General features: G+C 69.1%; 25 protein-coding genes. 11 read left to right on the plus strand and 14 right to left on the minus strand.

Annotated features, from left to right (window positions below):
• Nucleotides 1-41: 41 nt before the first annotated feature.
• Both P7A99_RS08040 and P7A99_RS08045 read right to left on the minus strand, forming a co-directional pair.
• On the minus strand, nt 42-242 hold the full coding sequence (locus tag P7A99_RS08040) for a hypothetical protein (RefSeq protein ID WP_277793381.1): 201 nt from the start codon (nt 240-242) through the stop codon (nt 42-44).
• 33 nt (nt 243-275) lie between these two features.
• Nucleotides 276-764 (minus strand): GcrA family cell cycle regulator, encoded by a 489-nt coding sequence (locus P7A99_RS08045; RefSeq protein WP_277793382.1) that lies wholly within the window; start codon nt 762-764, stop codon nt 276-278.
• 288 nt (nt 765-1052) lie between these two features.
• Between P7A99_RS08045 and P7A99_RS08050 the strand changes: the two genes are divergently transcribed.
• The 3 genes from P7A99_RS08050 to P7A99_RS08060 are packed head-to-tail and all read left to right on the plus strand — an operon-like array spanning nt 1053 to nt 2316.
• Complete coding sequence (locus P7A99_RS08050) at nt 1053-1592, plus strand: c-type cytochrome (protein WP_277793383.1); 540 nt, start codon at nt 1053-1055, stop codon at nt 1590-1592.
• Complete coding sequence (locus P7A99_RS08055; RefSeq protein WP_277793384.1) at nt 1589-1951, plus strand: nuclear transport factor 2 family protein; 363 nt, start codon at nt 1589-1591, stop codon at nt 1949-1951. Before P7A99_RS08050 ends, P7A99_RS08055 begins: the two co-directional genes overlap by 4 nt.
• Nucleotides 1952-1953: 2 nt before the next feature.
• The gene (locus tag P7A99_RS08060) at nt 1954-2316 is read left to right on the plus strand and encodes a nuclear transport factor 2 family protein (RefSeq protein WP_277793385.1); all 363 of its coding nucleotides are present in this window, start codon (nt 1954-1956) and stop codon (nt 2314-2316) included.
• A 185-nt stretch (nt 2317-2501) separates the two neighbouring features.
• On the opposite strand, the gene P7A99_RS08070 is transcribed toward P7A99_RS08060, so the two are convergent.
• The 4 genes from P7A99_RS08070 to P7A99_RS08085 all read right to left on the minus strand — a co-directional run bounded on the left by P7A99_RS08070 (nt 2502) and on the right by P7A99_RS08085 (nt 10095).
• Nucleotides 2502-4856, minus strand: a complete 2355-nt coding sequence (locus P7A99_RS08070; RefSeq protein ID WP_277793386.1) for a transketolase — start codon at nt 4854-4856, stop codon at nt 2502-2504.
• Between the two features lie 14 nt (nt 4857-4870).
• Nucleotides 4871-8017, minus strand: coding sequence for an efflux RND transporter permease subunit (locus P7A99_RS08075; protein WP_277793387.1), 3147 nt, complete (start codon nt 8015-8017; stop codon nt 4871-4873).
• Complete coding sequence (locus P7A99_RS08080) at nt 8017-9144, minus strand: efflux RND transporter periplasmic adaptor subunit (protein WP_277793388.1); 1128 nt, start codon at nt 9142-9144, stop codon at nt 8017-8019. Before P7A99_RS08080 ends, P7A99_RS08075 begins: the two co-directional genes overlap by 1 nt.
• Before the next feature lie 174 nt (nt 9145-9318).
• Nucleotides 9319-10095 carry a class II aldolase/adducin family protein gene (locus P7A99_RS08085; protein ID WP_277793389.1) on the minus strand — a complete coding sequence of 259 codons (777 nt, stop codon included), beginning with the start codon at nt 10093-10095 and terminating at the stop codon, nt 9319-9321.
• 151 nt (nt 10096-10246) lie between these two features.
• Here P7A99_RS08085 and P7A99_RS08090 point away from each other — a divergent pair, with 151 nt between their 5' ends.
• From P7A99_RS08090 to P7A99_RS08110, 5 genes are all read left to right on the plus strand, one after another.
• Nucleotides 10247-10915, plus strand: a complete 669-nt coding sequence (locus tag P7A99_RS08090; protein WP_277793390.1) for a DUF969 domain-containing protein — start codon at nt 10247-10249, stop codon at nt 10913-10915.
• Complete coding sequence (locus P7A99_RS08095) at nt 10912-11865, plus strand: DUF979 domain-containing protein (RefSeq protein WP_277793391.1); 954 nt, start codon at nt 10912-10914, stop codon at nt 11863-11865. Before P7A99_RS08090 ends, P7A99_RS08095 begins: the two co-directional genes overlap by 4 nt.
• Nucleotides 11846-12835: a DUF2891 domain-containing protein gene (locus tag P7A99_RS08100; protein ID WP_277793392.1), complete on the plus strand. Its 990-nt coding sequence runs from the start codon at nt 11846-11848 to the stop codon at nt 12833-12835. The genes P7A99_RS08095 and P7A99_RS08100 overlap by 20 nt, the downstream gene beginning before the upstream one ends.
• A 283-nt stretch (nt 12836-13118) precedes the next feature.
• On the plus strand, nt 13119-15467 hold the full coding sequence (gene ligA, locus P7A99_RS08105) for an NAD-dependent DNA ligase LigA (RefSeq protein WP_277793393.1): 2349 nt from the start codon (nt 13119-13121) through the stop codon (nt 15465-15467).
• Nucleotides 15443-16333: an exonuclease domain-containing protein gene (locus P7A99_RS08110; RefSeq protein WP_277793394.1), complete on the plus strand. Its 891-nt coding sequence runs from the start codon at nt 15443-15445 to the stop codon at nt 16331-16333. Before ligA ends, P7A99_RS08110 begins: the two co-directional genes overlap by 25 nt.
• A gap of 165 nt (nt 16334-16498) precedes the next feature.
• On the opposite strand, the gene P7A99_RS08115 is transcribed toward P7A99_RS08110, so the two are convergent.
• Both P7A99_RS08115 and P7A99_RS08120 read right to left on the minus strand, forming a co-directional pair.
• Complete coding sequence (locus P7A99_RS08115; protein WP_277793395.1) at nt 16499-17566, minus strand: alpha/beta fold hydrolase; 1068 nt, start codon at nt 17564-17566, stop codon at nt 16499-16501.
• 3 nt (nt 17567-17569) lie between these two features.
• Nucleotides 17570-18427: an NAD(P)-dependent oxidoreductase gene (locus P7A99_RS08120; protein ID WP_277793396.1), complete on the minus strand. Its 858-nt coding sequence runs from the start codon at nt 18425-18427 to the stop codon at nt 17570-17572.
• A gap of 126 nt (nt 18428-18553) precedes the next feature.
• On the opposite strand from P7A99_RS08120, the gene P7A99_RS08125 reads away from it, so the two are divergent.
• From P7A99_RS08125 to P7A99_RS08135, 3 genes are all read left to right on the plus strand, one after another.
• Nucleotides 18554-19453: a flagellar motor protein MotB gene (locus P7A99_RS08125; RefSeq protein ID WP_277793397.1), complete on the plus strand. Its 900-nt coding sequence runs from the start codon at nt 18554-18556 to the stop codon at nt 19451-19453.
• Nucleotides 19454-19564: 111 nt separating this feature from the next.
• Nucleotides 19565-20410 carry an arginyltransferase gene (locus tag P7A99_RS08130; RefSeq protein WP_277793398.1) on the plus strand — a complete coding sequence of 282 codons (846 nt, stop codon included), beginning with the start codon at nt 19565-19567 and terminating at the stop codon, nt 20408-20410.
• A 277-nt stretch (nt 20411-20687) separates the two neighbouring features.
• The gene (locus tag P7A99_RS08135) at nt 20688-20888 is read left to right on the plus strand and encodes a hypothetical protein (protein ID WP_277793399.1); all 201 of its coding nucleotides are present in this window, start codon (nt 20688-20690) and stop codon (nt 20886-20888) included.
• 16 nt (nt 20889-20904) lie between these two features.
• Here the strand turns inward: P7A99_RS08135 and P7A99_RS08140 are convergent, their stop codons facing one another.
• The 6 genes from P7A99_RS08140 to lldD all read right to left on the minus strand — a co-directional run bounded on the left by P7A99_RS08140 (nt 20905) and on the right by lldD (nt 26902).
• Nucleotides 20905-21672, minus strand: coding sequence for an SDR family oxidoreductase (locus P7A99_RS08140; RefSeq protein WP_277793400.1), 768 nt, complete (start codon nt 21670-21672; stop codon nt 20905-20907).
• Between the two features lie 49 nt (nt 21673-21721).
• Nucleotides 21722-23047, minus strand: coding sequence for a serine hydrolase domain-containing protein (locus P7A99_RS08145; protein ID WP_277793401.1), 1326 nt, complete (start codon nt 23045-23047; stop codon nt 21722-21724).
• A gap of 239 nt (nt 23048-23286) precedes the next feature.
• Nucleotides 23287-23472: a hypothetical protein gene (locus P7A99_RS08150; RefSeq protein WP_277793402.1), complete on the minus strand. Its 186-nt coding sequence runs from the start codon at nt 23470-23472 to the stop codon at nt 23287-23289.
• 74 nt (nt 23473-23546) lie between these two features.
• Nucleotides 23547-24773, minus strand: a complete 1227-nt coding sequence (locus tag P7A99_RS08155) for an SGNH/GDSL hydrolase family protein (RefSeq protein WP_277793403.1) — start codon at nt 24771-24773, stop codon at nt 23547-23549.
• 195 nt (nt 24774-24968) lie between these two features.
• The gene (locus tag P7A99_RS08160) at nt 24969-25763 is read right to left on the minus strand and encodes a rhamnogalacturonan acetylesterase (RefSeq protein WP_277793404.1); all 795 of its coding nucleotides are present in this window, start codon (nt 25761-25763) and stop codon (nt 24969-24971) included.
• Nucleotides 25763-26902 carry an FMN-dependent L-lactate dehydrogenase LldD gene (gene lldD, locus P7A99_RS08165; RefSeq protein WP_277793405.1) on the minus strand — a complete coding sequence of 380 codons (1140 nt, stop codon included), beginning with the start codon at nt 26900-26902 and terminating at the stop codon, nt 25763-25765. Before lldD ends, P7A99_RS08160 begins: the two co-directional genes overlap by 1 nt.
• Nucleotides 26903-26906: the final 4 nt, after the last annotated feature.

Raw genomic sequence — 26906 nt, forward strand, 5'->3', positions numbered from 1 at the left:
GGCGAGCGCGCTGTTCCGCGAAGATCGAACCCTTACTGACCTCAGGCGGCGGCCTGACGGCTGCGCACCCGGCTCATCCAGTCTTCCGGATAGGTCTCACGCACGACAATCGACTTGAACTGGCCGACCGGGATGTGGGCGGCGTCGCCCGGCTGCAGGTCGCGCGAGACCGAGTGGCCCGCGAATTCCTGGATGATCGTGATCACCTGGCTGCTGCCGGCGGCGTTCTCGATGAGGATCATGGGATGTCTCTCTCTGAGAGGGCTGTCGGCGCGTCAGAGGACGCGGCGTTCCTGGGGCAGGCTCTGGCGGGTCCAGGCGTCGATGTCGGCCGAGGTCTGGAAGCGGCGGAAGGCGCCCTGGGTATGGTCGGGGCAGTACGAGGCGCGCTTGCTGGTCGTCTCGCGGCCGCAGAAGCCGAAATCGCCGGCGTCCGGATTGCCGATCGGCCAGCGGCACGAGTGCATCGACAGGTCCAGGATGCTGGCGGTCGGGGTCAGGTCTTCCATGACCGCGACATGAGCGCGGGGCGGACGGGCCTGGGCCGGGGCGGCGGTGCGGGTGCGCGGGGTCTGGCGCGAGACCCGGACGGTGACGGCGCGCTGGCGCACCGGCGTCTCGCGGACGGTGATGCCCAGGCGGTGGATCTTGCCAATGACGGCGCTGCGGCTGACGCCGCCCAGCTGGCGCGCCACCTGGCTGGCGCTCAACCCTTCGAGCCACAACTTCCTGAGCGTGGCGGTACGTTCCTCGTTCCAGTCCATGACGGTTTCCGCTTCTTAAGGGTGCGGGATCAGCCCCCGCCCTTCTTCGGTAGAATCATGGTTAACGGCGGTCAAATTCTTCCGTGCATACCCACGGTTCTCGAAATCACATTTTCCGAACGAATCCCGAGTGATAGCAGACGATGTCGCAGGGAGCCGTTTTGAACTGCGGCGAGACCTTGACCGAATAACGTCGTTCCGCGATGAATTCACGGGTCAGAAACCGGCTTGGATTTGAATGCGGCGCGGCGTCGCAAGCCTTGCGACATAACGCCTACGGGGATTGTGATGCGTACCCTCTTTGCCGTCGCCGCCGCGACGCTCTGCCTGTCCATCGGCCTGACCATGACCGCCTGTTCGAAGGGCGGCGAAAGCTCCGGCCAGGACGCCGCCGCCCCGCCGCCCGTTCCGCCGCCGACGCCCGCCGAGAAGGCCGCCGCCCTGGCCGCCCTCCCCGCCCCGTACAACACCGGCGACCTGCTGAACGGCCAAAGCAAGTTCGCCCTCTGCCGGTCGTGCCACACGATCACGCAAGGCGGCCCCAACATGACCGGCCCCAACCTCTACGGCGTGTTCGGCCGCAAGGCCGGGACCCATCCGAAGTACACCTACTCCGACGCCGTCAAGAACGCCGGCTTCACCTGGGACGCCGAGCATCTGGACCACTGGCTGGACAACCCGCGCACCTTCCTGCCGGGCACCAAGATGACCTTCGCGGGCCTGTCCAACCCCAAGGACCGGATCGACCTGATCGCCTATCTGAAGGTCGAAACCGGCTACAGGCCCGAGCCCTCAGCGGCGACAGCTCCCGCCCCATCAGCCCAATGACACCCCGCATCGCCCTCCTGACCCGGCTCTACGAAGCCTACAACAAGGGCGATTTCGACGCCTTCGCGGCGGAGCTGGATCCCGCCGTCGACTGGCCCGACCAGATCGGCGGCGGCCGGATCCTGGGTGTGGAGGCGATGCGGGCCTTTTGGACGCGGCGCGACGGCATGGTCCGGGTCGAGGCCGCCCCCATGGACTTCACCGTGCTGAAGGACGGCCGCATCGCCGTGGCCACGAACCAGACTGTGCATAACCTGGAGGGCCGGCTCTGGTCCGACAGCCGTGTGCGACATATCTACACGTTCCAAGACGGGCGCGTGTCGCGCATGGATATCGTCGAGTATCTGGACGAGGCGTGAGCATGGCGAAGGCAGAGGTGTTGCTGACCCGGCACTTCGAGGCGACCCGCCGGCGCGACCTCGAAGCCGTGGTCGCCCAACTGCATCCCGACATCGCCTTCGCCAACGTGCTGGAAGGCGGCCAGGTCGTCGGGCTGGAAGCCGCCCGCGGCTATTTCGAGCGCCAGTTCGCCATGGCCGGCGTCGACATCAGCCTGATGCGCGCCCGCGCCCAGGCCGACGGCTGGGTCCACGCCGATGTCGAGATCGCCCTGCGCCGCCCCGACGGCCGCCTGTGGTCGCAGAACCTCGCCGTCATCGCCTATCTGATCCGCGACGACCTGATCGTGGGGATTGATCCGCTGCCGGATCCTGGGACGCGGTAAAGCACCTTCCCACGACCTTTTCATCGTCATCCCGGCCGTAGCGAAGCGGAGAGCCGGGACCCAGGGACCGCCGCGATGCGCCGGCCGCCTTCTGGTTGGATGATCTCGAAGCCGCGTCCAGTCCCCCTAGGTCCCGGATAAGCCCTTCGGGCTTTCCGGGATGACGAAGTGTTTGGGATCAGGGATCAGGCCAGCAGATCCGCACAGGCGTCCAGAACCGCCTCGGCGTCCAGACGGTACTTCGAATACAGATCCGGCAAATCCCCCGACTGGCCGAAGGTCTCCAGGCCCAGCGCCCGCAGGCGGTGGCCGTGCACCGAGCCCAGCCAGGACAGCGTCGCCGGCGCGCCGTCGACCAGCGTCACCAGGCCCGCCTCGCGCGACAGGTCGGCCAGCAGCCGCTCCACCGTCGAGACGCGCCTGGCGCCGTCCGTCCAGCGCGAGCGGCCGGCGGCCGTCCAGTCGCGGTGCAGGACGTCGGCCGAGGTCACGGCCAGCACGCCTGCGCCCGGCTCGTCCTCCAGCAAGGCCGCGTGGGCCTCCAGCGCCTCGGGCGCGAGTGCGCCGCTATAGACGACGGCCAGGCGTGCATCCGGCGCCGGCGGCTTCAGCCAGTAGGCGCCTTCGACCACGCCCTGCCTCCAGGCCTCGTCCGCCCGTTCGGGCTGGTCGATGACGCGGGTGGAAAGGCGCAGATAGGTCGAGCAGCCGTCGGCGGCCTGGATGCGCTCGAAGGCGTGGGCCATCAGCACCGCCGTCTCGTCGGCGAAGGCGGGCTCGTAACTGTCGAGGCCCGGCTGGCTCATGCCGATCAGCGGCGACCCGATCGACTGGTGCGCGCCCCCTTCGGGGGCCAGGGTCAGGCCGGACGGCGTGGCCACCAGCAGGAACCGGGCGTCCTGGTAGCAGGCGTAGTTCAGGGCATCGAGGCCGCGGGCGATGAAGGGGTCGTAGAGGGTGCCGACCGGAAACAATCGCTCGCCGAACAGCGGGGCGGTCAGGCCCAGGGCCGCCAGGGCGATGAACAGGTTGTTCTCGGCGATGCCCAGTTCGACGTGCTGGCCCGTCTCGCCCATCGACCAAACCTGGGCCGAGGGGATGCGGCGGCGCTTGAAGACATCCTCGTGGGCCCGGCGGTGGAACACGCCCCGCCGGTTCACGAAGCCGCCCAGGTTGGTCGACACCGTCACGTCCGGCGAGGTGGTCACCACCCGGCCGGCGAACTCGTCCTTGCGGGCGGCGATGTCGAACATGACCTTGCCGAAGGCGGCCTGGGTCGACTGTTCGCCCCCGCCACCAACCGCCGACAGCAGCTCGTCGGCCGTCGGCGTCGCCACCGTCGCCGCCGTGTAGTTGCGATCGTTGGCCACCGCGAAGGGCGCCCGGGCCACCAGGCCCTTCAGGGCCGTGCGCTCGGCCGAGGACAGGCCCGACAGCGCATCCCACTCCTCGCCCTCGACCACGCCCAGGCGCTCGCGCAGTTCGGCGATCTGGGTGGGGTTCATCAGGCCCGCATGGTTGTCCTTGTGGCCCTGGAACGGCAGCCGCAGGCCCTTGACGGTGTAGGCGATGAAGAACCGGGGGGAGTCGTCGCGCGAGGCCCGCTCGAAGGCCTCCAGGATCGTCTCCAGGCAGTGGCCGCCCAGCTCGGTCATCAGCTCGCCGAGGTCGACGTCCTTGTAGGTCGCGATCAGCGCCAGGGCGTCTGCGTCGCCGGCCAGGTCGGCGGTCAGGCGCTCGCGCCAGGCCGCGCCGCCCTGATAGGTCAGGGCCGAATAGAGGTCGTTGGGCGCAGTCTCGATCCAGGCCTTCAGCGCCGCCCCGCCCGGCCGCTCGAAGGCTTCCCGCTGGCGCTTGGACCACTTCAGGGTCTCGACGGTCCAGCCGGCGGCCTCGAAGATCTCGCCATAGCGGGTGAACATCCGATCCTTGGTGGTCGCGTCCAGGCTCTGGCGGTTGTAGTCGACGATCCACCAGGTGTTGCGCAGGTCGTGCTTGCAGGCCTCGATCAGGGCTTCGTAGATGTTGCCCTCGTCCAGCTCGGCGTCGCCCAGCAGCGAGATCATCCGCCCCATGCTCTCTGGCTTCACCGAGCCGCGCGCGGCCAGATAGTCCTGGGCCAGCGAGGCGAAGGCGGTCACCGCCACGCCCAGGCCCACCGAACCCGTCGAGAAGTCGACGTCGTCGACATCCTTGGTGCGCGAGGGGTAGGACTGCGCGCCGCCCAGGGCGCGGAAGGCCTTCAGCTTGTCCAGGCTCTGGCGGCCGAACAGGTGCTGGATGGCGTGGAAGACGGGGCTGGCGTGCGGCTTGACCGCCACCCGGTCCTGCGGCCGCAGCGCCTTCATGTAGAGCGCCGTCATCAGCGTGGTCATCGAGGCGCACGAGGCCTGGTGACCGCCGACCTTCAGGCCGTCGCGGCTTTCGCGAAGGTGGTTGGCGTTGTGGATCGTCCACGACGCCAGCCAGAGAATGCGTTCCTCGAGACGCCGCAGCAGCGCGATTTCCTGCCGCTTGGCCGTCAGAGACCCGTCAGCCATGCTTCCTCACCCGTTTATACGGGTGAGGTATGCCCCTCGCCCGCCTTTTCGCGCGCTTCATAGTCCTCGATCTGCCGCGCCGTCCACTCCGGAGATTTCGTGAAGCGTGCGAGCAGGTTGTAGAACACCGGAACGATGAACAGCGTTAGCAGGGTCGCCACGATCGCGCCGAAGAAGATCACGGCCCCGATCGTCTGGCGGCTTCCCGCCCCGGCGCCTGTCCAGAGAAGCAGCGGCAAGGCGCCCATGGCGGTGGCGATCGAGGTCATGATGATCGGGCGCAGGCGCAGGGCCGCCGCCTCGATCACCGCCTCGGTGACCTTCAGGCCCTCGTCGCGCAGCTGGTTGGCGAACTCGACGATCAGGATGCCGTTCTTGGCGGCGATGCCGATCAGGATGATCAGGCCAATCTGGCTGTAGGTGTTGATGGTCGAGCCGGCCATGACCAGGCCGAACAACCCGCCCAGCACCGCCAGCGGCACGGTCAGCATGATCACCGCCGGGTGGATCCAGCTTTCGAACTGCGCGGCCAGCACCAGGAACACCAGCAGCAGAGCCAGGCCGAAGGCGATGGCGATGCCGCCCGAGCCTTCCAGATAGTCCTTGGCCTGGCCGCCCCACTTGATGCTGACGCCGGGGGTCGGATGCTGCGCGGCCTGGGCCTGGAAGAAGCTGACGGCGTCTTCGACGGTGTAACCCGGCGACAGCTGCGTGGTCAGGGTCACCGAGCGCAGGCGGTCGACGCGCGGACGGTCCGGGGTGTCGCCCCGCAGCTCGGTCTTCACCACCGTCGACAGCGGCACCAGGCCGCCGGCGTTGGTGCGCACCTGCAGCTTGTCCAGGTCGGCGACGCTGCGGCGCTGGTCGAGCTCGGTCTGCAGGATGACGTCGTATTCCTGGCCGTTCTTGATGTAGGTCGTCGCCTGGCGCGAGCCGAACATCGTCTCCAGCGCCCGGCCCACGGCCTGGGCCGAGACGCCGAGGCTGGCGGCCTTGTCGAGATCGATCTGCACCGACAGGCGCGGCGCGGTCGGCTCGTAGTCGATGCGCGGGCGCGAGAAGCCCGGGTTCTCCTGAGCGGCCGCCAGGATCGGCTTCAGCCAGTTGGACAGCTGCACGTAGTCGTTGCCGACGGCGATCAGGTCGACATTGGTGCCGCCCCCGCCGCCACCACCACCGCCGCGCTGGAAGGCGCCGCGAACGCTGGCCACGGCGCGCACGCCGGTGATCTTGGAGAGGTCCTTGTTGAGCTCGGCCGCCACGTCGTCGGCGGTCTTGTCGCGCTCGCCCCAGCCTTTGAGCACCACCACGCCGTTGCCGGAGTTGAACTGGCTCTGGCCGAAGCGCGGAATGGTCAGGATGGTGCGCTCGGCCACCCCGTCCTCGCGGTAGCGGGCCATGATCTTCTCGATCCGGGCGCCGATCGCGGCGGTGTAGTCGAAGCCGGCGCCTTCCGGCGCGCTGATCTGGATGTCGACGCGGCCGCGGTCCTCGGCCGGCACCAGTTCCTTGGGCAGGCTGACGAACAGCAGCGCCGCGAAACCGGCCAGCAGGATCACCGCCCCGCCGGCGGCGAAGCTGGCGGCCCGCACGCCCAGCAGGCTCTCAAGCGAGGCGCGGTAGCTGTCCTTCAGCCGGTCCATCGCCCAGTCCATGCGCTTGTTGAACCAGCCCCCGCCGTGCGCGGGCTTGAGCAGCTTGGAGGCCATCATCGGCGACAGCGACAGCGCCAGCAGCGCCGAGAAGGCCACGGCGGCGGCGATGGCCACGGCCAGCTCGACGAACAGGCGGCCGATATAGCCGGGCAGGAACATCAGAGGCGCGAACACCGAGATCAGCACGATGGTGGTGGCCACCACCGCGAAGAACACCTGACGCGAGCCCCGCTGGGCGGCGATCAGGGCCGGCTCGCCCTCGTCCACCCGGCGCTGGATGTTCTCGACCACGACGATGGCGTCGTCGACCACCAGGCCGACGGCCAGCACCAGGGCCAGCAGGGTCAGCAGGTTCAGCGAGAAGCCCAGCGGCGCCAGGATGATGAAGGTCGACAGGATGCAGATCGGCGCGACGATCGACGGGATCAGCGCCGAGCGCCAGCTGCCCAGGAAGATCAGGTTGACCAGCGCGACCAGGGCCACGGACATGCCCATGGTGATCCAGACCTCGTGGATGGCCTCGGCGGTGAACACCGAGTTGTCCACGGCCACCACCAGCTTGGTGCCCGGCGGCAGGGTCTGGTTGATGACCTCGACCTCCTTGCGGACGGCCTCGGAGATGGCGACGTCGTTGGCCTGTGACTGGCGGGTCAGGCCGATGCCGACCTGGTCGACGCCGTTGCCCCGGAACAGGCGCCGGCGCTCGTCCGGGCCTTCCTCGATGCGGGCCACGTCCGACAGGCGCAGCACGAAACCGTTGCCGTCCGCCGCCCGGATCGGCAGGCGGGCGAAGTCTTCAGGCTTGGCGTAGGCGCGGGCCACGCGAATGGTGAAGTCCTTGGCGCTGCTTTCCAGCGAACCGGCGGGCAGTTCCAGGTTCTGGGCGTTCAGCGCGTCCTCGACGTCGCTGACGGTCACGCCGCGGGCGGCCATGGCGTCGGCGTTCAGCCAGATGCGCATCGCGTAGATCTTGGCCCCGAACAGGTTGGCCTGGGCCACGCCGTCGATGGTCGACATCCGCTCGACCAGATAGCGGTCGGCGTAGTCGGCCAGCTCCAGCGGATCCAGCGTCGTCGAGGTCAGGTTCAGGATGATGATCGGCGAGGCGTCGGCGTTGGCCTTGGCGATCTGCGGCGGGTCGGCCTGGTCGGGCAGGTTGGCCGAGACCCGGCTGACGGCGTCGCGCACGTCGTTGGCGGCGGCGTCCAGGTCGCGGTCCAGGCGGAAGGTGATGCTGATCTGCGAGCGGCCGTCGCGCGAGGAGCTGTTGACCCGGTCGATGCCCTGGATGCCCGAGACCTGGCGCTCGATCACCTGGGTGATGCGCTCTTCGATGACCTCGGCCGAGGCGCCGCGATAGACGGTCGAGATCGACACCACCGGCGGGTCGACATTGGGCAGTTCGCGGATCGGCAGCGAGCCGAAGGCCGCCAGGCCGATGACGCAGAGGATGATCGCCGCGACGGCGGCGAATACCGGGCGGCGGACGGAGATGTCGGACAGCATCAGCCGGCCTTACGATCTTGGCCGTGCTTGCCGCCTTGGCCGCCCGGGCCGCCGGCCGGCTTGGCCACGTCGCGCACCGCGCCGCCGTCCTGCACGCGGTTGAGGCCGTCGGCCACCACCACGTCGCCGGCCTTCAGGCCCGAGCGGATCTCGACGAAGCCGTCGGCGGTAAGACCCGTGGTGATGTTGGTGCGGCGGGCGACCTGGCCCTTCTCGCCCTTGGCGACCAGGAACACCGAGGCCTGCTGGCCTTCGAACTGCACGGCCGCTTCCGGCACGGCCAAGCCCTGGCGCACGCCCTGGTCGATGGCGACCTTGACCAGCATGCCCGGCTTCAGCCGACCGCCCTGATTGGGGAACTCGGCGCGGGCCTTGATGGCGCGGGTCGCCGCGTCGATACGGGTGTCGATCTGGGCGATCTGGCCCTGGAAGCTCTCTCCCGGCAGGGCGTCGGGGCTGGCCTTGATCGGCAGGCCGTCTCGCAGGGTGGCGAGATAGCGGTCAGGGACCGAGAAGTCGACGCGCACGACCGAGGCGTCGTCGAGGCTGACGATGGCCCCGCCCGGCGCGATCAGGGTGCCAGGCGCGACGTCGGAAATGCCGACCCGGCCGGCGAATGGCGCGCGGATCACGCGGTCCAGGCGCTGGGCCTTGGCCGAGGCCAGGGCCGCCTTGGCGCTTTCATAGGCGGCCAGGTTCTGCTCGGCGGTGGCGCGCGGGGCGATGCCCTTGTCGGCCAGGGTCTTCCAGCGGTCGTAACTGCGCTTGGCCTGGTCCAGCTCGGCCTGGGCCTGGGCGATGCCGGCGGTCTCCTGGTCGTCCTTCAGCGTGACGAGGACCTGCCCGCGCGAGACCAGCTGGCCGTCGGTGAAGTGGACGGCGGTGATCAGCTCGGTGGTGTTGGAGGTGATCGTCACCGACTGGCGGCCCTTGGCCACGCCCAGCACTTCGATGCGGTCGGTGAAGGGACGCTCGCCCACCTTGACCTGCGATACGGCCGTGGCGCGACCGGCCGGGCCGCCCTGCCCGTCGGCCTTGCCGCCAAGCAGCAGCTTGGCTCCGCCGGCCAGGATCATCAGAACCAACGCGACCCCGGCCGCGATGAGGAAGAAGTGCCTGCGGATCACAAATACGCTCCGGCGCCGTTGAACCGGCGCCCTTAAGGTCTAGGTTGGGGCGACATATGACCCCACCCTAGACCCGCGTCTAGTGACACTAGAATTACGTGACATTTCAATCCTGAAACACTCACAAGGCCTTAGCTTGACGTAACGTCGGTCGACAAGCTTGGCCGTGAGCGCCTAATCCGCGTAGCCCGGGGACTGGCGGTCCAGCTGGCGCAGGCAACCGGGCCACGCCAGCCCCGCGATCATGCCCAGACCCATCCCCGTCTGGCTGCGAACCTCGGCCTGGGCTGCCTCCGGAGCGAGCAGCACGTGATCGCGTCCTGCGCTCAGGGCCATCACCTGCTGGGCGCAGGCGCGCTCCAGGAAGAACATCCCCAGCCAGCATTCGGCCGCCGTGCGCCCCACCGCCAGGGTGCCGTGGTTGCGCAGCAGCATCAGCCGCTTGTCGCCGAGGTCAGCGACCAGGCGCTCGCGCTCGTCTAGGTTCAGGGCGATGCCCTCGTAGTCGTGATAGGCCAGTTGCGGCGTGACGATCAGCGCCTGCTGGCTCAGCGGCAGCAGGCCCTCGGCATGGGCGGCCACCGCCACGCCCTGGTCGGTGTGCAGGTGCATGACGAACTGGGCGTCCTCGCGCGCGGCGTGGATGGCCGAGTGGATCGTGAAGCCCGCCGGATTGATGAAGTACGGCGTCTTGTCGATGACGTTACCGTCCAGATCCACCTTCACCAGGCACGAGGCGGTCATCTCGCCGAAGAACATGCCGTAGGGATTGATCAGGAAGTGGTGCTCGGGGCCCGGGATGCGCGCCGAGATGTGGGTGAAGATCATGTCGTCCCAGCCGTGCACCGCGACAAGGCGATAGAGGGCCGCCAGGTCGACGCGAGCCTGCCATTCGGCCTCGCTGACCTGATCCTTGATCGATGCGGCGATCGCGCCGGTTCCGTCGGCCATGACGCTTGCTCCCGTAAGTTATCATTGTTCCGTAGAGCGTCGCGCCGACGGGCGCAGCCGTCAAGCGACCCGCGTTCGATCGGATCGTACTTGCCAGCGCCCTTTGCCCGTCGGACCGTCTTGGCGGATTCGAAGACGGGGGATCTTCCGCATGTTGCCCTTGATCGGCGTGGGCGTGATCGTCCTGGGCTTCGCCCTGCGGTTCAATCCGCTGCTGGTGGTGGTCTGCGCCGCCATGGCCTCGGGCCTGGCCGCCGGCCTTGGCCCGCTGGAGGTGCTGGCCGCCTTCGGCAAGGCATTCAACCAGAACCGCTATGTCAGCATCGTCTGGGTGATCCTGCCGGCCATCGGCGTGCTGGAACGCTCGGGCCTGCAGGAGCGCGCCCGCACCGCGGTCCGGGCCATGAAGGCCGCCACCGCCGGGCGGATCCTGCTGGCCTACCTGCTGGCCCGCCAACTGACCGCAGCCATGGGCCTGATCTCGATCGCCGGCCACGCCCAGACCGTCCGCCCCCTCGTCGCGCCGATGGCCGAGGCCGCCGCCGAAAGCCAGGGCGAGCTGGACGACGCGACCCGCGACAAGGTGAAGGCCATGAGCGCCGGCACCGACAATGTCGGCGTCTTCTTCGGCGAGGACATCTTTATGGCCATCGGCTCGATCCTGCTGATCGTCGGCTTCCTCGACCAGAACGGCCTGATCGTCGAGCCCCTGCACCTGTCGATCTGGGCGATCCCGACGGCGATCGCCGCCTTCCTCGTGCATGGCGCACGATTGCTGCTCTTCGACCGCAAGCTCTCGCGCCGGGGGACGAAAGCATGATCGGCCTGCCGCTCGTCTATCTGCTGGTCGGCTTCATGTTCACGGCCTTCGCGGCCATGAGCGCCGGCGACAAGGCCAACCCCAAGCGCTTCGGCAACGCCGCCTTCTGGGGCCTGTTCGCGATCAGCTTCCTGTTCGGCGACAGCCTGGGCGACCTGGGCAACGGGTTCCTCGTCGTCGCCCTGGCCCTCTTGGCCGGCACGGGCCGTCTTGGCGTCGGCCAGCCCGCCACCACCACCGGCGAAGAGCGCGTGCAGATGGCCCAGCGCTTCGGTCTCAAGCTCTTCCTGCCGGCCCTGCTGATCCCGGTGATCGTCCTTCTGGGCACCTTCGCCTTCAAGGCCCTGACCTGGAATGGCCAGCACGTCGTCGATCCCAAGCAGGCGACGCTGGTCTCCCTGGCCCTCGCCGCCATCGTGGCCGCCATCCTCGCCCAGCGCCTGTTCGGCCAGCCCGCCACCTCGCCGCTGCAGGAGGGCCGCCGTTTGATCGACCTCGTCGGCTGGGCCGCCATGCTGCCGCAGATGCTGGCGGCGCTCGGCGCGGTCTTCGCCCTGGCGGGCGTGGGCCAGACCATCGGCGACATCACCCTGGCGATCACGCCGATCGACAGCCGCCTGGCCGTCGTCGTGGCCTACTGCGCAGGCATGGCGCTCTTCACGGTGATGATGGGCAACGCCTTCGCCGCCTTTCCGGTGATGACCGCGGGCATCGGCCTGCCGCTGGTGATCGGCCGCTTCGGCGGCGACCCGGCCGTGGTCTGCGCCATCGGCATGCTGTCGGGCTTCTGCGGCACCCTGCTCACGCCGCTAGCCGCCAATTTCAACCTCGTCCCCGCCGCCCTCCTGCAACTGAAGAACCGCTACGCCGTCATCCAGGCCCAGGCGCCGACGGCGGTGCTGATGCTGCTGATCAACATGGTCCTGATGTATGTCCTCGCTTTCCGCTGAGACCGCCGCCCGCTTCGCCCAGGCCGCCCTCGGCCATGTCGCCCGCGAATATCCCAACAAGCTCGACCACGTGATGGCGGGCGACGCCGACGCGCTGGGCCCTCGCGCCCTGCATCCGATCTTCTTCGGCAGTTTCGACTGGCACTCCTGCGTCCACGGCTACTGGACCCTGGCGACGATCCTGCGCCTGCATCCGCAGATCGCCGACGCTTCGGCCATCCGCGCCCTGTTCGATGAGGCCTTCACGCCGGAGAAGGTCGCCGCCGAGGTCGCCTATCTCGCCCGCCCCGAAAGCCGCGGCTTCGAGCGCCCCTACGGCTGGGCGTGGCTCTTGAAGCTGCAGGCCGAACTGCTGTCCCACGACGCCCCCTGGGCGGCGACCATGCAGCCGCTGGCCGACGCCTTCGTCGCCCGCTACCGCGCCTTCCTGCCGATCGCCGACTATCCGATCCGGGCCGGCGTGCACTCCAACACCGCCTTCGCCCTGGCGCTTGCCGCCGACTATGCCGACGCCGCCAGCGACGCCGACTTGCGCGCCCTGCTCGCGGCCAAGGCCGCCGCCTGGTACGGCCAGGACCACGCCTGCCAGGCCTGGGAACCGTCAGGCGACGACTTCCTGTCGTCGGCGCTGGTCGAGGCGCTGGCCATGCGCCGCCTCCAGCCGGAAGTCTTCGCGGAATGGTTCGCCGCCTTCCTGCCCGACCTGGCCCAGCGCCGCCCCGCCACCCTGTTCTCACCGCCCAACGTCAGCGACCGCACCGACGGCAAGATCGCCCACCTGGACGGCCTGTCGCTTTCCCGCGCCTGGTGCTGGCGCGCGGTGGCCAAGGAGGCCCCGCCCGCCGTCGCCGCCGTGGCTCTGGAAGCCGCCGACCTGCACCTGGCCACCGCCCTGCCCCACGTCACGGGCGACTATATGGGCGAGCACTGGCTGGCGAGCTTCGCCCTGCTGGCGATGCTGGAGGGGTAAACGGTGATCCTTCTCCCCTTGCGGGAGAAGGTGGCGGCGAAGCCGTCGGATGAGGGGTCTCTCAGAAATTGGACGCTTCACCCGGCCTGACCGCCACGCGCAGCTTCGAGGTTTGAGAGACCCCTCACCCGACCTGCTTCGCAGGCCACCCTCTCCCGCAAGGGGAGAGGGATCGCACGGATTCCATTGCAGGAAATGGGACCTCCGGCCCTTCGGGCCACCTCCCCCAGAGGGGGAGGATCATCTAACCTGCCCCGCCGACCGCAACCGGATTCGCCGACCCGTGCCCCTGATCCCCGTCTCCGACCTCACCGAAGCCCAAGCCGTCGAGCAGCTGGAGCGTCTGGCCGACGAGATGGCCGGCCACGACCTGCGCTACTATCAGGATGACGCGCCGACGATCGACGACGCCGGGTACGACGAGCTCAAGCGCCGCAACGCCGACATCGAAGCGCGCTTTCCGCACCTGGTTCGCGAGAACTCGCCGTCGCTCAAGGTCGGCGCCGCGCGCTCGGCCCAGTTCGCGCCGGTCGAGCACGGCGTACCGATGCTCAGCCTCGACAACGCCTTCTCCAACGACGAGGCGACCGAGTTCGACGCCCGCGTCCGCCGCTTTCTGCGTATCGGCGCCGACGAGCCGCTGTTCTACACCGCCGAGCCCAAGATCGACGGCCTGTCGGCCTCGATCCGCTACGAGAAGGGCGTGCTGGTCCAGGGGGCCACGCGCGGCGACGGCCGCGTGGGCGAGGACGTCACGGCCAACCTCAAGACCATCGCCGACATCCCCCACAAGCTGAAGGGCTCGGGCTGGCCCGACGTCATCGAGATCCGCGGCGAGGTCTATGTCGAGCTGGAGGCCTTCGCGGCCTTCAACCGGGCGGCGGAGGAAGCCGGTTCGCGCACCTACGCCAACCCGCGCAACTTCGCCGCCGGCTCGCTACGCCAGATCGACCCGAAGATCAGCGCCACGCGTCCCCTGCGCTTCTTCGGCTACGCCTGGGGCCTGGCGTCCGAGCCCTTCGCCGCCGGCCAGTGGGAAGCGCTGGAAAAGCTGGAGGAATGGGGCTTCGTCACTACCGCCCCGCCGGCCCAGAAGGTCGAGGGCGCGCAAGGCCTGCTCGACGTCTACGCCCATTTCGAGACCCTGCGCCCGCAACTGCCCTTCGACATCGACGGCGTGGTCTACAAGGTCGACGACCTGGAGCGGCAGCGCCGCCTGGGCTTCGTTTCGCGCTCGCCCCGCTGGGCCATCGCCCGCAAGTTCCCGGCCCAGCGCGCCAAGACCATTCTCGAGGCCATCGACATCCAGGTCGGCCGCACCGGCGCCCACACGCCCGTCGCGCGGCTCAAGCCCGTCACCGTCGGCGGCGTCTCGGTGACCAACGCCACCCTGCACAACGCCGACGAGATCGCCCGCCTCGACGTCCGCATCGGCGACACGGTGGTCCTGCAACGCGCCGGCGACGTGATCCCGCAGATCGTCGAGGTCGACCTCTCAGCGCGCCCGGAGGACGCCGCCCCTTACGCGTTCCCGCACGTCTGCGAATGCCCTCTGAAGACGGCCCTGACCCAGGAGATCAACGCCAATGGCGTGGAGTCGGTCGTCCGCCGCTGCACCGGCGAGTTCGCCTGCCCGTTCCAGCGGGTCGAGCACCTGCGCCACTTCGTCTCCCGCCGCGCCTTCGACATCGAGGGCCTGGGCGAAAAGCAGCTGCAGGCCTTCTTCGAGGAAGGCTGGATCAAGGAGCCGGCCGACATCTTCGCCCTGGCCAAGGACGAGGAGAAGCTGGCCGCCCTGCGCGAGCGTGACGGCTACGGCGAGACCTCGGTCAAGAACCTGATCGCCGGCATCGAGGCCCGCCGCACCATCGGTCTGGACCGCATGATCTACGGCCTGGGCGCGCGCGATATCGGCGAGACCACCTCGACCGTGCTGGCCCGTCACTTCGACACCTTCGCCGACCTGCAAGCCGCCTCGGAAGCCGCCGCCGCCGGCCTGCCGGGCGCGACCTATCTGGAGCTGTCGACCGCCGCCGGCGTCGGTCCCAAGGCGCTTGATCTCCTCGTGGAGGCCGGCCGCGCCGGCGTGCCCGCCGATCCGTGGCCTCAGTCGGAAGACCTGGAGCTGAAGATCGGCCAGGTGGTCCCCAAGCTGACCAAGCCGGCCCGCGCCGCCCTGGCCCAGCGCTACGGAAACTGGGACGCCTTCGCAGAAGGACTGGCCCAGGCCGCCAAGGGCGCGCCGGGCGAGGACTACCTGCACCTGGCCGCCGTCGACGGCGTCGGCCCCGTCGCCGCCCAGTCCCTGGCCCGCTTCTTCGCCGAGGAGCACAACCGCCAGAAGGTCGAGAACCTCCTGGCCCAACTCGACGTCCAGGCCGTGGCCAAGCCCAAGACCGACACCGCCGTGGCCGGCAAGACCGTGGTCTTCACCGGCTCGCTGGAGAAGATGACCCGCGACGAAGCCAAGGCCCAGGCGGAGTCGCTGGGCGCCAAGGTCGCCTCGTCGGTGTCCAAGAAGACCCATCTGGTCGTCGCCGGTCCCGGCGCGGGCTCCAAGCTCAAGACCGCCCAGGACCTCGGCATCCAGGTGATGACCGAGGACGAGTGGCTGGCTTTGGTCGCCGGCTGATGAAGGTCGTCGCCATCGACTTCGAGACGGCCAACGAGACCCGGTCGAGCCCCTGCTCGATCGGTCTGGCCTTTATCGACGACGGCGCGGTCGCCCGCGTCGACCACCACTATATCCGGCCGTGGGACATGCGCTTTGCGCCGTTCAACATCGCTTTCCACGGCATCGGCCCGAACCACGTACGCGACGCCGACGAGTTTCCCACCGTACTCGACCGGCTGCGGGCCGATCTCGACGGCGCCCTGGTGCTGGCCCACAACGCCGCCTTCGACATCAGCGTCATCCGCCGCACCTGCGAGCATTACGGGATCACGCCGCCGGCCTTCGACTACATGTGCACCGTCCAGGTCGCCCGCAGCGTCTGGCCCAGCCTGCCGTCGCACAAGCTGAACGTGGTCGGCCGGCACCTGGGGGTGAACTTCAAGCACCACGACGCCGCGGGCGACGCCTATGCCTGCGGCCAGGTGGCCCTGGCGGCCGCCGGCCAGACCGGCGCGAGCGGCGTGCACGACCTGCCGTCGCGGATCGGCCTGACGCTCGGCCGGCTTAGCCACGGAACCTACGCCCCGTCGCAGAGCCGGCATCTGCCCAAGAAGGCCCCGCCGCCGCCTCGCCCCATCCTGCCGCCCGGCGCCGAACGCCGGCTGGCCGGCCGCACCGTCGTCTTCACCGGCCAGCTCGACACCATGAGCCGCCCCGACGCGCAAGGTCTCGCCGCCGCCATGGGCGCGCGCGTGGTGCTGTCGGTGACCAAGGCCGTCGACCTCGTGGTCGCCGGCCCCGGCGCCGGCGCCAAGCTGCGCACCGCCCGCGAGCGGGGATTGCAGGTGATGGATGAGGAGGCCTGGCTGGCGCTCGTCAGCTAGTCCCTCTCCCCTTGCGGGAGAGGGTGGCCCGCGAAGCGGGTCGGGTGAGGGGTCGAAAGTCCGATCCGCATTGACGGCGTATCGACCGGGTGCGGTTTTGGCGTTCTGAGAGACCCCTCATCCGTCGACCTTCGGCCGCCACCTTCTCCCGCAAGGGGAGAAGGACTACTTGGCGAGGAACGCCGCCAGTCGGTCCTTCCACAGCACCGCCCAGGTGTGGCTGCCGTGGCCCTTGGTCTTCTCGCTGGCCGGCAGAAGCACGAACTGCCCGTGCTTCAAGCGCTTCACCTCGCGCTCGGCGATGCCCAGCTCCGGCGGGTTGATGAAGTCGTCGGCCGAGTTGATCCAGAGGACCGGAACCTCGATCTTCTCCAGCCCGGCCGACGGGTCATAGGTGCGCGAGGCGTCGACCTGGTAGAGCAGGTCGTTGGCGTCCAGGCCCGCGATCCGGCGGTTGAAGTCGGCCTCCAGCGCCTTGTCGGTCGCCTCGCGGGTCGGCAGGGCCAGCTGCATCGGCAGGGCCGAGGCGCCGGCGATGATCAGGAAGTCGGTCGCCGTGCGCAGGCCCTGCTTGGGCTGCTGGGCGTAGTCGCCGCCGTTCCAGGCCGGGTCGGCCTTGATGGCGTCCATGGTCATCTTGCGCCACATGCGGTTGCGGCCGGCGATGGCCACCGGCTGGCAGGCGAACGGCGCCAGCTTGGCGGCGAAGCCGGGATAGGTCTCGCCCCAGACGAAGCCGTGCATGCAGCCCATCGACGTGCCCATCAGCAGCTGCAGCCGGTCGACCTTCAGCCCCTCGACCAGCAACTGGTGCTGGGCGCGCACCATGTCGTCGTAGTCGTAGTGCGGGAACTTCGCCTTCAGTCCGTCCGAGGGCTTGGAGGATTTCCCGTGGCCGATGCCGTCGGGCAGGATCACGTACCACTTGGCCGGATCCAAGAGGCCGCCCGGAACCAGCAGCTCGTCAGCGAACTGCGGCGACAGGAACTGCTTGCCGCTGCCGCCGGTGCCGTGCAGCACCATGACCGCATTGGTCACCCGGCCTTGCGCGTCGCGTTTGGGCTCGCCCAACGTCGTGTAGTGCAGCCGCAGCTCCGGCAAGGTCTCGCCCGAGCCGAACCTGAAGTCCTTGACGACGAAGTCGCCTTCCTTGGGCGTCACCGCTGGCGCGGAGAAGGCGGCGACAGGGCTCAAGGCCGCGCAGGCGGCCAGGGTCAGAAGCAGGCGGCGCATGGCTTACTTCTTCTCCAGACGGGCCACGAGGCTGGAGGTGTCCCAGCGATTGCCGCCCATCGCCTGCACCTCGCCGTAGAACCCGTCGATCATCCGGGTCATGTCGAGCGCCGCGCCGTTGCTGGCCGCCTCGTCGAGCGCGATCCCCAGGTCCTTGCGCATCCAGTCGACAGCGAAGCCGAACTCGAACTCGCCGCGCGACATCGTCCCCCAGCGGTTCTCCATCTGCCAGGACTGGGCCGCGCCCTTGGAGATCGCCGCGAGCACGTCGTCGGTCGGCAGGCCCGCGCGCTTGGCGAAGTCCAGCGCCTCGGCCACGCCCTGCACCACGCCGGCGATGGCGATCTGGTTGCACATCTTGGTCAGCTGGCCCGCGCCCGACGGGCCCATGCGGCGCATGGCCTTGGCATAGACGTTCAGAACCGGCTCGGCGGCCGCGTAAGATCCCTCATCGCCGCCGACCATGATGGTCAGCTGGCCGTTCTCGGCCCCGGCCTGGCCGCCCGAGACCGGCGCGTCGAGAAAGCCCACGCCCTTGGCGGCGCAAAGCTCCGCCATCTCGCGAGCCACCTTGGCCGAGGTGGTGGTGTGGTCGACGATGATGGCGCCGGCCTCCAGCGCGGGAAGGATCTGCGCCACCACGGCGCGGACGTCGTCGTCGTTGCCCACGCACAGGGCCACGATCTGCGCGCCCTTGCTGGCCCCGGCGATGGTCGGATCGCTCTTGCCGCCGTGCTTTTCCACCCAGCGCGCGGCCTTCTGCGCGGTGCGATTATAGACGGTCACCTCGTGGCCGGCGGCCTGCAGGTGGCCCGCCATCGGAAAGCCCATGACGCCAAGACCGATGAACGCCGTCTTCATGCGCGAGACTCCTTGCCGCACCCTGCGAATTGGCCCCGTGCATGAGCCCAACGGCGGCGTATCGCAACGGCATTTTAACGTCCTGCGGGCAGGTTGCCCCGACAGGGTTAAGCAGGCTTAAGCACGATGGCGTCGACCGGCGAAGCGCCGATCATCATCAAGAAGGTCAAGAAGGGCGGCGGCCATGGTCACCATGGCGGCGCCTGGAAGGTGGCCTATGCCGACTTCGTGACGGCGATGATGGCCTTCTTCCTGCTGATGTGGCTGCTCAACACCACCAGCCCCGAACAGAAGCAGGGCATCGCCGACTACTTCGCGCCCGCCTCGATCTCGTCCAGCACCAGCGGCTCGGGCGGCATCCTGGGCGGCACCTCGCTCGGCGACGACGGCGCCAAGGCCGACGGCAAGATGTCGGTCGTCCAGCAGATGGCGCCCGAAGCGCCCGACCAGACCAACCAGGACGGCCAGTCCTCGACCACCGCCAGCCTCGACTCGGCCAGCGAGCAGGCCCTGCGCGACGCCCTGGCCAAGAAGGAACAGGACAGCTTCGCCTCGGCCGCCCAGTCCCTGCGCCAGTCGTTGCAGGACATGCCGGAACTGGCCGAACTGTCGAAGCAGATCCTCATCGACCAGACCCCGGAAGGCCTGCGCATCCAGCTGGTCGACCAGGAAGGCCGCTCGATGTTCAAGGAAGGCTCGCGCGAGCCCAACGACCGCGCCCGCCTGCTGCTGCGCGCGGTGGCCAAGGTCATCAACCAGCTGCCCAACCGCGTCACCGTCTCGGGCCACACCAACGCCGACGCCCGCGGCCGCAAGGCCGACAGCGACTGGGCCCTGTCGGCCCAGCGCGCCGACACCTCGCGCCAGATTCTCCGCGGCGCCGGCGTCGACGACGACCGCATCTACCAGGTCTCGGGCAAGGCCAACTCCGAACCGCTGTACGCGGACGATCCGACCCTGGCCGGCAACCGCCGGATTTCCATCGTCCTGTTGCGCGAAAAGCCCGTCCTGCCCGACAACCTGTGACCGTTAGCCGCGTCGCGCGTTTGTCCTGCTTGCACAACGGCCCGGCATGTCGCCTAATCGCCTCCACGGCATAGGCGGGGGCCTGGCCGGGCGTAAGGGGATTGGGAAGACGTGACGCAGCATTTTCCGACGCGACAGCTTCGGTTCTTCCTGACGGCTCCGACCCCTTGCCCGTACCTGCCCGGCCGCCAGGAACGGAAGGTGTTCACTCACCTGCCCCTCTCCGACGGCCCCGGCGTCAACGACAGCCTCACCCAGGTGGGCTTCCGCCGCTCGCAGAACATCGCCTACCGTCCGGCCTGCGAGACCTGCCGCGCCTGCCAGTCGGCCCGCGCGCCCGCCGCCGACTACCAGTTCTCGCGCTCCGAGCGCCGCGCCCTGAACCGCAACAACGACCTGGTGCGTCACCTGGTCGAGGCCGAGGCCACGCTGGAGCAGTTCGAGCTGCTGCGCCGCTACCTCACGGCCCGCCATGCCGACGGCGGCATGGCCGAGATGACCTGGCCCGACTATGTGGCCATGGTCGAGGACACCGCTGTCCGCACGCACCTGATCGAGTACCGCCGCCCGTCGGTCGACCGCGGCCCGGGCGAACTGGTGGCCTGCGTGCTGGTCGACGTGCTCGCCGACGGCCTGTCGCTGGTCTACAGCTTCTATGACCCGACCGAGGAACGCCGGAGCCTGGGGTCGTTCATCATCCTCGACCACATCGTCCAGGCCCGCCTGACCGGCCTGCCCTACGTCTATCTGGGCTACTGGGTCCCGGGGTCAGAGAAGATGGCGTACAAGGCCAAGTTCTCGCCGCTGGAGATCCTCAAGCCCGGCGGCTGGTCGCTGATGTCGGCCCGCGAGCGCGGCGCCCGCCCGCCCAAGACCGCCCCGGCCCCGGCCGTGCGCGAGGTCGAACTCTCCGACGCCATCCCGCTGACCGAGCTGCCGGCGGCGGGCAAGCCCTAGAGCGGGCCGACGTTCAGCCGACGACTGACTTCAAGAAATCCGTTGTTCCCCGCGAAGGCGGGGACCCAAGCGATGGCTGCGGGTCGCCCACAGCGGCGCCTTTTCCTGAAAGACAGCTTGGATCCCCGCCTTCGCGGGGACTCTCGGTAGAAAATGACCAGGATTGGCGCATGGCGGCTTCTGCGCCTCCCGCCGGCGACCGTTCTTAACCTTGTTTGATCAGGCCTGGTTAAGGCTTCCGACCCAGATTGCGGCCAGGTTTCCAGAGGAAGTCGCCGTGCAGGTCTCCGCCGCCAACGCCGCCCGCTACACCCCGCCCAGCGCTCCCGCTGCGGCGAGCCAGGCCGCGGCCAAGATCGTCGACCTGACCCAGCTGGCCGTGGCCCAGACCAACGCCAAGGCCACCGCCTCGGCCGGCGCGGCCCTGGCCCAGGCCACCGGCGAGCTGACCGGCGTTCTGGTCAACATCTCGGCCTGAGCCGCACCCGCTCTCCCTACCGCGACCAGGCCACCCCGCCGTCGACCGCCAGGGTCGAGCCGACCACGTAGTCCCCCGCCCGCGAGGCGAGATAGATCGCCGCCCCCGCCATGTCCTCGGCCTCGCCGATGCGGCCGGCGGGAATGAACTTGGCCACCGCGTCGGCGTGATCGCGGGCCACGCGGTTCATGTCGCTGGCGAAGGCGCCCGGCGCGATGGCCGACACCGCGATGTTCTCCGGCGCCAGGCGCAAAGCCATGCGCTTGGTCATGTGGATCAGGCCGGCCTTGCTGGCGCCGTAGGGATAGGTCTCCTCCTTGGTCACCGACAGGCCGTCGATCGAGGCGATGTTGATCACCTTGGCCACCCGGCTCTTGGCCGCCTCGCGCAGCGGGGCCAGCAGGGCCTGGGTCAGGAAGAACGGGGTCTTCATGTTGAGGTCGACGGTCTTGTCCCAGCCTGCCTCGGGGAATTCGTCGATGCCCGCGCCCCAGGCCGCGCCGGCGTTGTTCACGAGGATGTCGAGCTTGCTCTCGCGCTCGAGGATCCGCGCGGCCAGGCCCTGCACGCCCTCCATCGTCGAGATGTCGCCCGGCAGCGAGACGCACTCGCCGAACTGCGACAACTCCTCGGCCGCCTCGTCGCAGGCCCCGGCCTTGCGGGCGGTGATGTAGACCCTGGCCGCCCCGTGGCGCAGGAAGCCCTCGACGATCATCCGGCCGATGCCGCGCGAACCGCCGGTGACGAGGGCCACCCGGCCCTCGAGCGAAAACAGATCCCGCATGTGATTTCCTCCGTCAGCCCTTTGGCGGGCCTTATTTTTCGGGATTGGCTTATTTCTCTGGCTGGACCAGCGCCTGATAGACCAGGGTGGCGGTGCGATCGCTGAGATCGCGGAGGGCCGGATCGCCGTCCTTGGCCAGCACGTGGATCATCCCCAGGAAGAAGAGGTCGTTCTCCGGGTCGATCCAGAACCAGGTGCCGGCCGCGCCGCCCCAGCTGTAGGTCCCCTTCCCCGCCAGCGTACCGGCCCGGGCCGGATCGGTGATCACCATGAAGTCGAGGCCGAAGCCCTTGCCCGTCGCCCTGGAGAACCCGGCCTTGGGATCATCGAGGACGGCGTCGGGCAGATGATCAGACGCCATCAGCTTGACGCTGGCCGGCGACAGGATCCGCGCCCCGTCCAGCTCGCCGCCGTTCAGCAGCATCTGGCAGAAGCGGGCGTAGTCGGCGTTGGTCGAGACCAGGCCCCCGCCGCCCGAGGCCACAACCGGCGGCTTGGTGACGTCCAGCACCATGAAGCCTTCGGCCGGGACGATCTTCTTGGCCTTGCCGTCCCACAGATAGAGATCCGCCAGGCGCCCCAACTTCTCGGCCGGCAGCCAGAAGCCGGTGTCCTTCATCTTCAGCGGCGCGAAGATCCGGGCCTGCATGAAGTCCGGAAGGCTCTGGCCCGACAGCTTCTCGACGATGAAGCCCTGGATGTCGACGCCGACGCTGTACTTCCACTGCTTGCCGGGCGGACCGTAGAGCGGCAGCTTGGCCAGGCGCTCGACGAACTCCTGGCCGCTCTTGGACCCCAGCACGCCCGTCGAGACATAGGCCTTGTCGACTGGGTTGTCGGGATTGAGGCCATAGGCGAAGCCGGCCGTGTGGCTCATGATCTCGCGCATGGTCGGCGGTCGGTCGGCGGCCTCGGTGACGAACGAACCGTCGGCGTTGACGCCCTTGTAGACGCGCAGATTGGCCAGCTCCGGCACGTACTTGGTCACCGGGTCGTCGAGGCGCCACTTGCCCTCCTCGAACAGGGTCATCATCGCCACGCCCGTGACCGGCTTGGTCTGGGAATAGATGCGGAAGATGGTGTCCTTGGTCATCGGCGGCCCGCCGAAGCCCCGCGCGCCGTAGGTCTCGAAGCTGACCACCTTGCCGTGGCGCACCAGCATGGTCGTCGCGCCCGGCAGGTGACCGGTGGCGACCAGGTCCTTCATCAGTGCGTCCAGCCGCCCTAGCCGCTCGGGCGAGACGCCGACGCTCTCGGGCGCGGCCGCGACCAGCTGGTCCTTGGGCGCGGCTAGGGCGGGCGCCCCGCTCCAGGCGAGGGAAAGAGCCAGGGCCGTCGCCAGCCCGAAACGCCGCCCCAAACCTTGCCTAGCCATCGCGTCACCCCAAACAGCCGTTTGAAGGGACCTTACCCAGGATTGCGACAGGTGCAATCACGGCTTGGAGGTCCCAAGCTTCGGAGCTCGGGGAAACTAAGCTCCGGGAGGATCGCCTCCCTCGCCCTTGTGGCGAGGGCCCATGCCGGCGACCGCTCAAACCTGGGCCATTCTGCAAAGGTCTGAGCAGCGGAACCATGGATCCTGGGCACAAGGCCCAGGAAGGCGATTTGAAATTCCTACTTCTTGCCGTTCTTGGCCTTGCTCGCCGCAACGGCCAGGAACACCGTGCCCACGCCGCAGAACGCCGCGAACAGCGCGATGAACACCGCCACCGACTTCCTGGAGTCGCCGTCGGCGGCATGGGCCAGGGTCGGCGTCGCCAGGACGGCGGTCATGATCAGCAGCGACTTGATGGTCTTCATGGATAGGCCCCCTCACGAATACTCCAGAGGGAGCTAACCCGCCCGCCACCTTCGCGGCAAGGCGGGTTGCGGATCTACTTGCCCGCGAAGACGGCCTTGTCCGCCGCCTCGGCCATCAGGGCGTAGCCCGCATCATTCGGATGCAGGTGATCACCGCCATGGGTCTCGACCCGCAGCTGGCTCGGCTTGGCCGGATCGCGCAGCACCGCGTCGAAGTCGATGACGCCGTCGAACTCGCCGCCGGTGCGGATCCAGGCGTTGACGGCCTGGCGCGTGGCCTCGCCCTTGTCGTGATAGTAGGCCGCGCCCTCGAACGGCGGGATGACGCCGCCATAGATCTTCACGCCGCGCGCATGGGCCCGGGCGATCAGCTGGCGATAGCCGGCGATCAGGTCTTCGGGCGTCACCGCATCGGCGGCGAAGCCCGGCTGGGCGGGACGGCCGATATCGTTGATGCCTTCCAGCACCACCACCGCCTTGACCCCCGCCACGCTCAGCACGTCGCGGTCGAAGCGCGACAGCGCGCTGGGGCCCGAGACCTCGCGCAGCAGCCGCCCGCCGCCGACGCCCATGTTGACGACGCTCCAGCCCTGCCCGCGCGCGGACAGCCGCGCGGCCAGCTGCTCGGGCCAGCCCTTGTCGGCGTTCGGGGTCGAGCCGGAGCCTTCGGTGATCGAGTCGCCGATGGCCACCAGCACCGGCGCCTCGCCCGGCCCGCGCACTTCGACGCCGCTGACCAGGCCAGGACCTTTCAGGGCCTGCTCGCCCGGGATCGCGTCCTTGGCGACATGGTTGCCGGGCGGGGCCACGAACAGGCGCACGCGGTGGCCGGCCGGGGCCTGGGTCCCGACGTAGAAGACCGCCGCCGAGACGTGGTCCATCACCTTGACCGGCAAGGCCACCGGGTCGCTCAGCACCGGCGCGCCCGACGGGATCGTGAACTCGGACTTGCCGCCCACCGTCACCGTGATCGGCGCGGAGAGGATCTTTCCGTCGGCGTCGGCCGGGGCCAGCGTGATCGCCCCCACCGCCAGCGGACGCTCGTTCAGCTCGTTGGACAGGCGCAGCCGCACGGCGTCGCCGCCGGCGTTCAGGCGCATCACCTGGCGCACGGTGACGTCGGTGAAGGCTCTGGCCTCGCCCGGCCGGGCCACGGCCTGCGGCGCGATCGGCGCATTGCCCCAGGCGCTGCGCCAGGCTGGAACTTTGGAGACCGCGGCCGGACGGGCTTTGGGCGCGGCCAGCAACGGCGCGGGCGCCAGCGCCAGCACCAGGGCGGCGGACAGGATCGTACGGTTCATCAGCGTTTCCCCACAACGGCGGTTGACGTCCGCCGCCTCGATGATATTCTCAATATATCAATCAATTGTCCATATTGTGAGAATTGATCGATGGATCGAAACTCGATCCTTCCCTGTTCTGCCTGACCTCGTACTTCCCCCTCTGAGGTCCAGGAGCGCCGGCCCCGCCGTCGCTCCTTTCTTTTTGCCTCAAGCTTAGGGCCGCGCCGCGCAGGTCGGCTCGCCGCGCGCCGAGGCGTCGGCCTCGCCCCGCAGCACCAGCTTCGAAGCCGGGACCTTCGCCCCCCGCAGGCCCTTGGCCACGATGCCGGCCGCCATGCGCGCGCCCAGCTCGTTGGGGTGGGTGGTGTCATTGATCCCTTCGGGGTGGCTGGCGATCTTGTCGGCCGCCGAATAGATCATGAAGCGCTTGGCGCCCTCGGCCTCGCCCATGGCCTGCAACTTGGCCTGGCTTTCCTTGTCGAGGTCGATCAGCGGGGTCTTCGTTTCCGCCGCCACACGCCGCACGGTCGCCGAGTACGGGCCATGGGTGTCCTGGATCTGACCGTCCTTGAAGATCAGCTTGGCGATCGGGGTGATCAGCACCGGCTTGGCGCCGGCCGTGCGCACGTCGGCCACGAACCGTCGCAGATTGTCGGCATAGGCCCCGTTCGGGTCGGTGAAGCGGACGATCTTCTTGGTGTCGGCGTCGTTGTGGCCGAACTGGATCAGCACCGTGTCGTCGGGCTTCAGCTGCGCCATCAGCACCGACCACAGCCCCTCCTCCTGGAAGGTCTTGGTCGAGCGGCCCCCGCGGGCCAGGTTGACGATCTGGGCGTCGGGCGTCAGCGAGCACTTCAGCACCATGCCCCAGCCCATCTGCGGAAAGCTGCGGGCGCTGTAGTCGGCGGCGGTGGAATCGCTGGCGATGACGATCCGGTTCGGATCGGCCAGGGCGGCCGGCGCCGCCCCCATGACCAGAGCCAGTGCGAGGGCGGCGGCGGCTTTCATCAGCGGGTCTCCGCCAGGATTGAACGGTCGATCTCGGAGACGGAATTGACGCCGGTCAGGGCCATGGCCACCCGCATCTCCTTTTCCATCAGGTCCAGAAGCTGGGTCACGCCCGCCTGGCCGCGCGCGGCCAGGGCGTAGACGGCGGCCCGGCCCAGCAGCACACCCTTGGCGCCCAGGGCCAGCATCCGCACCACGTCGAGGCCAGAACGCACCCCGCCGTCGGCCAGCACGGTCAGCTTGTCGCCCACCGCGTCGGCGATGGCCGGCAGCGCCTTGGCCGACGACAGCACGCCGTCCAGCTGGCGGCCGCCGTGGTTGGACACCACCACCCCGTCGGCGCCGATGTCGGCGGCGGCCTTGGCGTCCTCGGGGTCGAGCACGCCCTTGATGACCAGCGGCCCCTTCCAGGACTGCCGGATCCATTCGAGGTCCTTCCACTGGATCGAGGGGTCGAAGTTGGCCCCCAGCCAGCCCATGAAGTCCTCCAGGCCCGTATTGCCCTTCAGCACCGGGGCCACGTTGCCCAGGGTGTGGGGACGGCCCATGACGCCGACGTCCCACGCCCACTGCGGCCGGCCCATGGCCTGCAGCATCCGGCGCATCGAGGCGTTCGGACCGCTCATCCCTGAGTGCGCATCGCGATAGCGGGCGCCCGGCACGGGCATGTCGACGGTGAAGACGAGCGTGCTCGCCCCCGCCGCCTCGGCCCGCGCCAGCAGGTCGCGCATGAACGCCCGGTCGCGCAGCACATAGAGCTGGAACCACAGGGCGCGGCTCGACGCGGCCGCCACCTCGTCCACGTCGCACACCGACACCGTCGACAGGCACAGCGGCACGCCCTTGGCCGAAGCCGCGCGCACCGCCTGGCATTCGCCGCGACGGGCGTACATGCCGGTGAGGCCCACCGGGGCCAGCACCACGGGCATGGACTGCTCGACGCCGAACAGGCTGGTCGCCGTCGAGACCTTGGACACGTCCTTGAGCACCCGCTGTCGCAGGGCGAGGTCCGCCAGGTCGGAGACGTTGCGGGCCAGGGTCCGCTCGGCGTAGGCGCCGCCGTCGATGTAGTCGAAGAGGAAGCGCGGCAGCTTGCGCCGCGCAGCCTCACGGAAGTCGGTGGTCGACGAGACGATCATGGAA

The organism is Caulobacter endophyticus (assembly GCF_029543245.1).
Taxonomy (GTDB): Bacteria; Pseudomonadota; Alphaproteobacteria; order Caulobacterales; family Caulobacteraceae; genus Caulobacter; species Caulobacter endophyticus_A.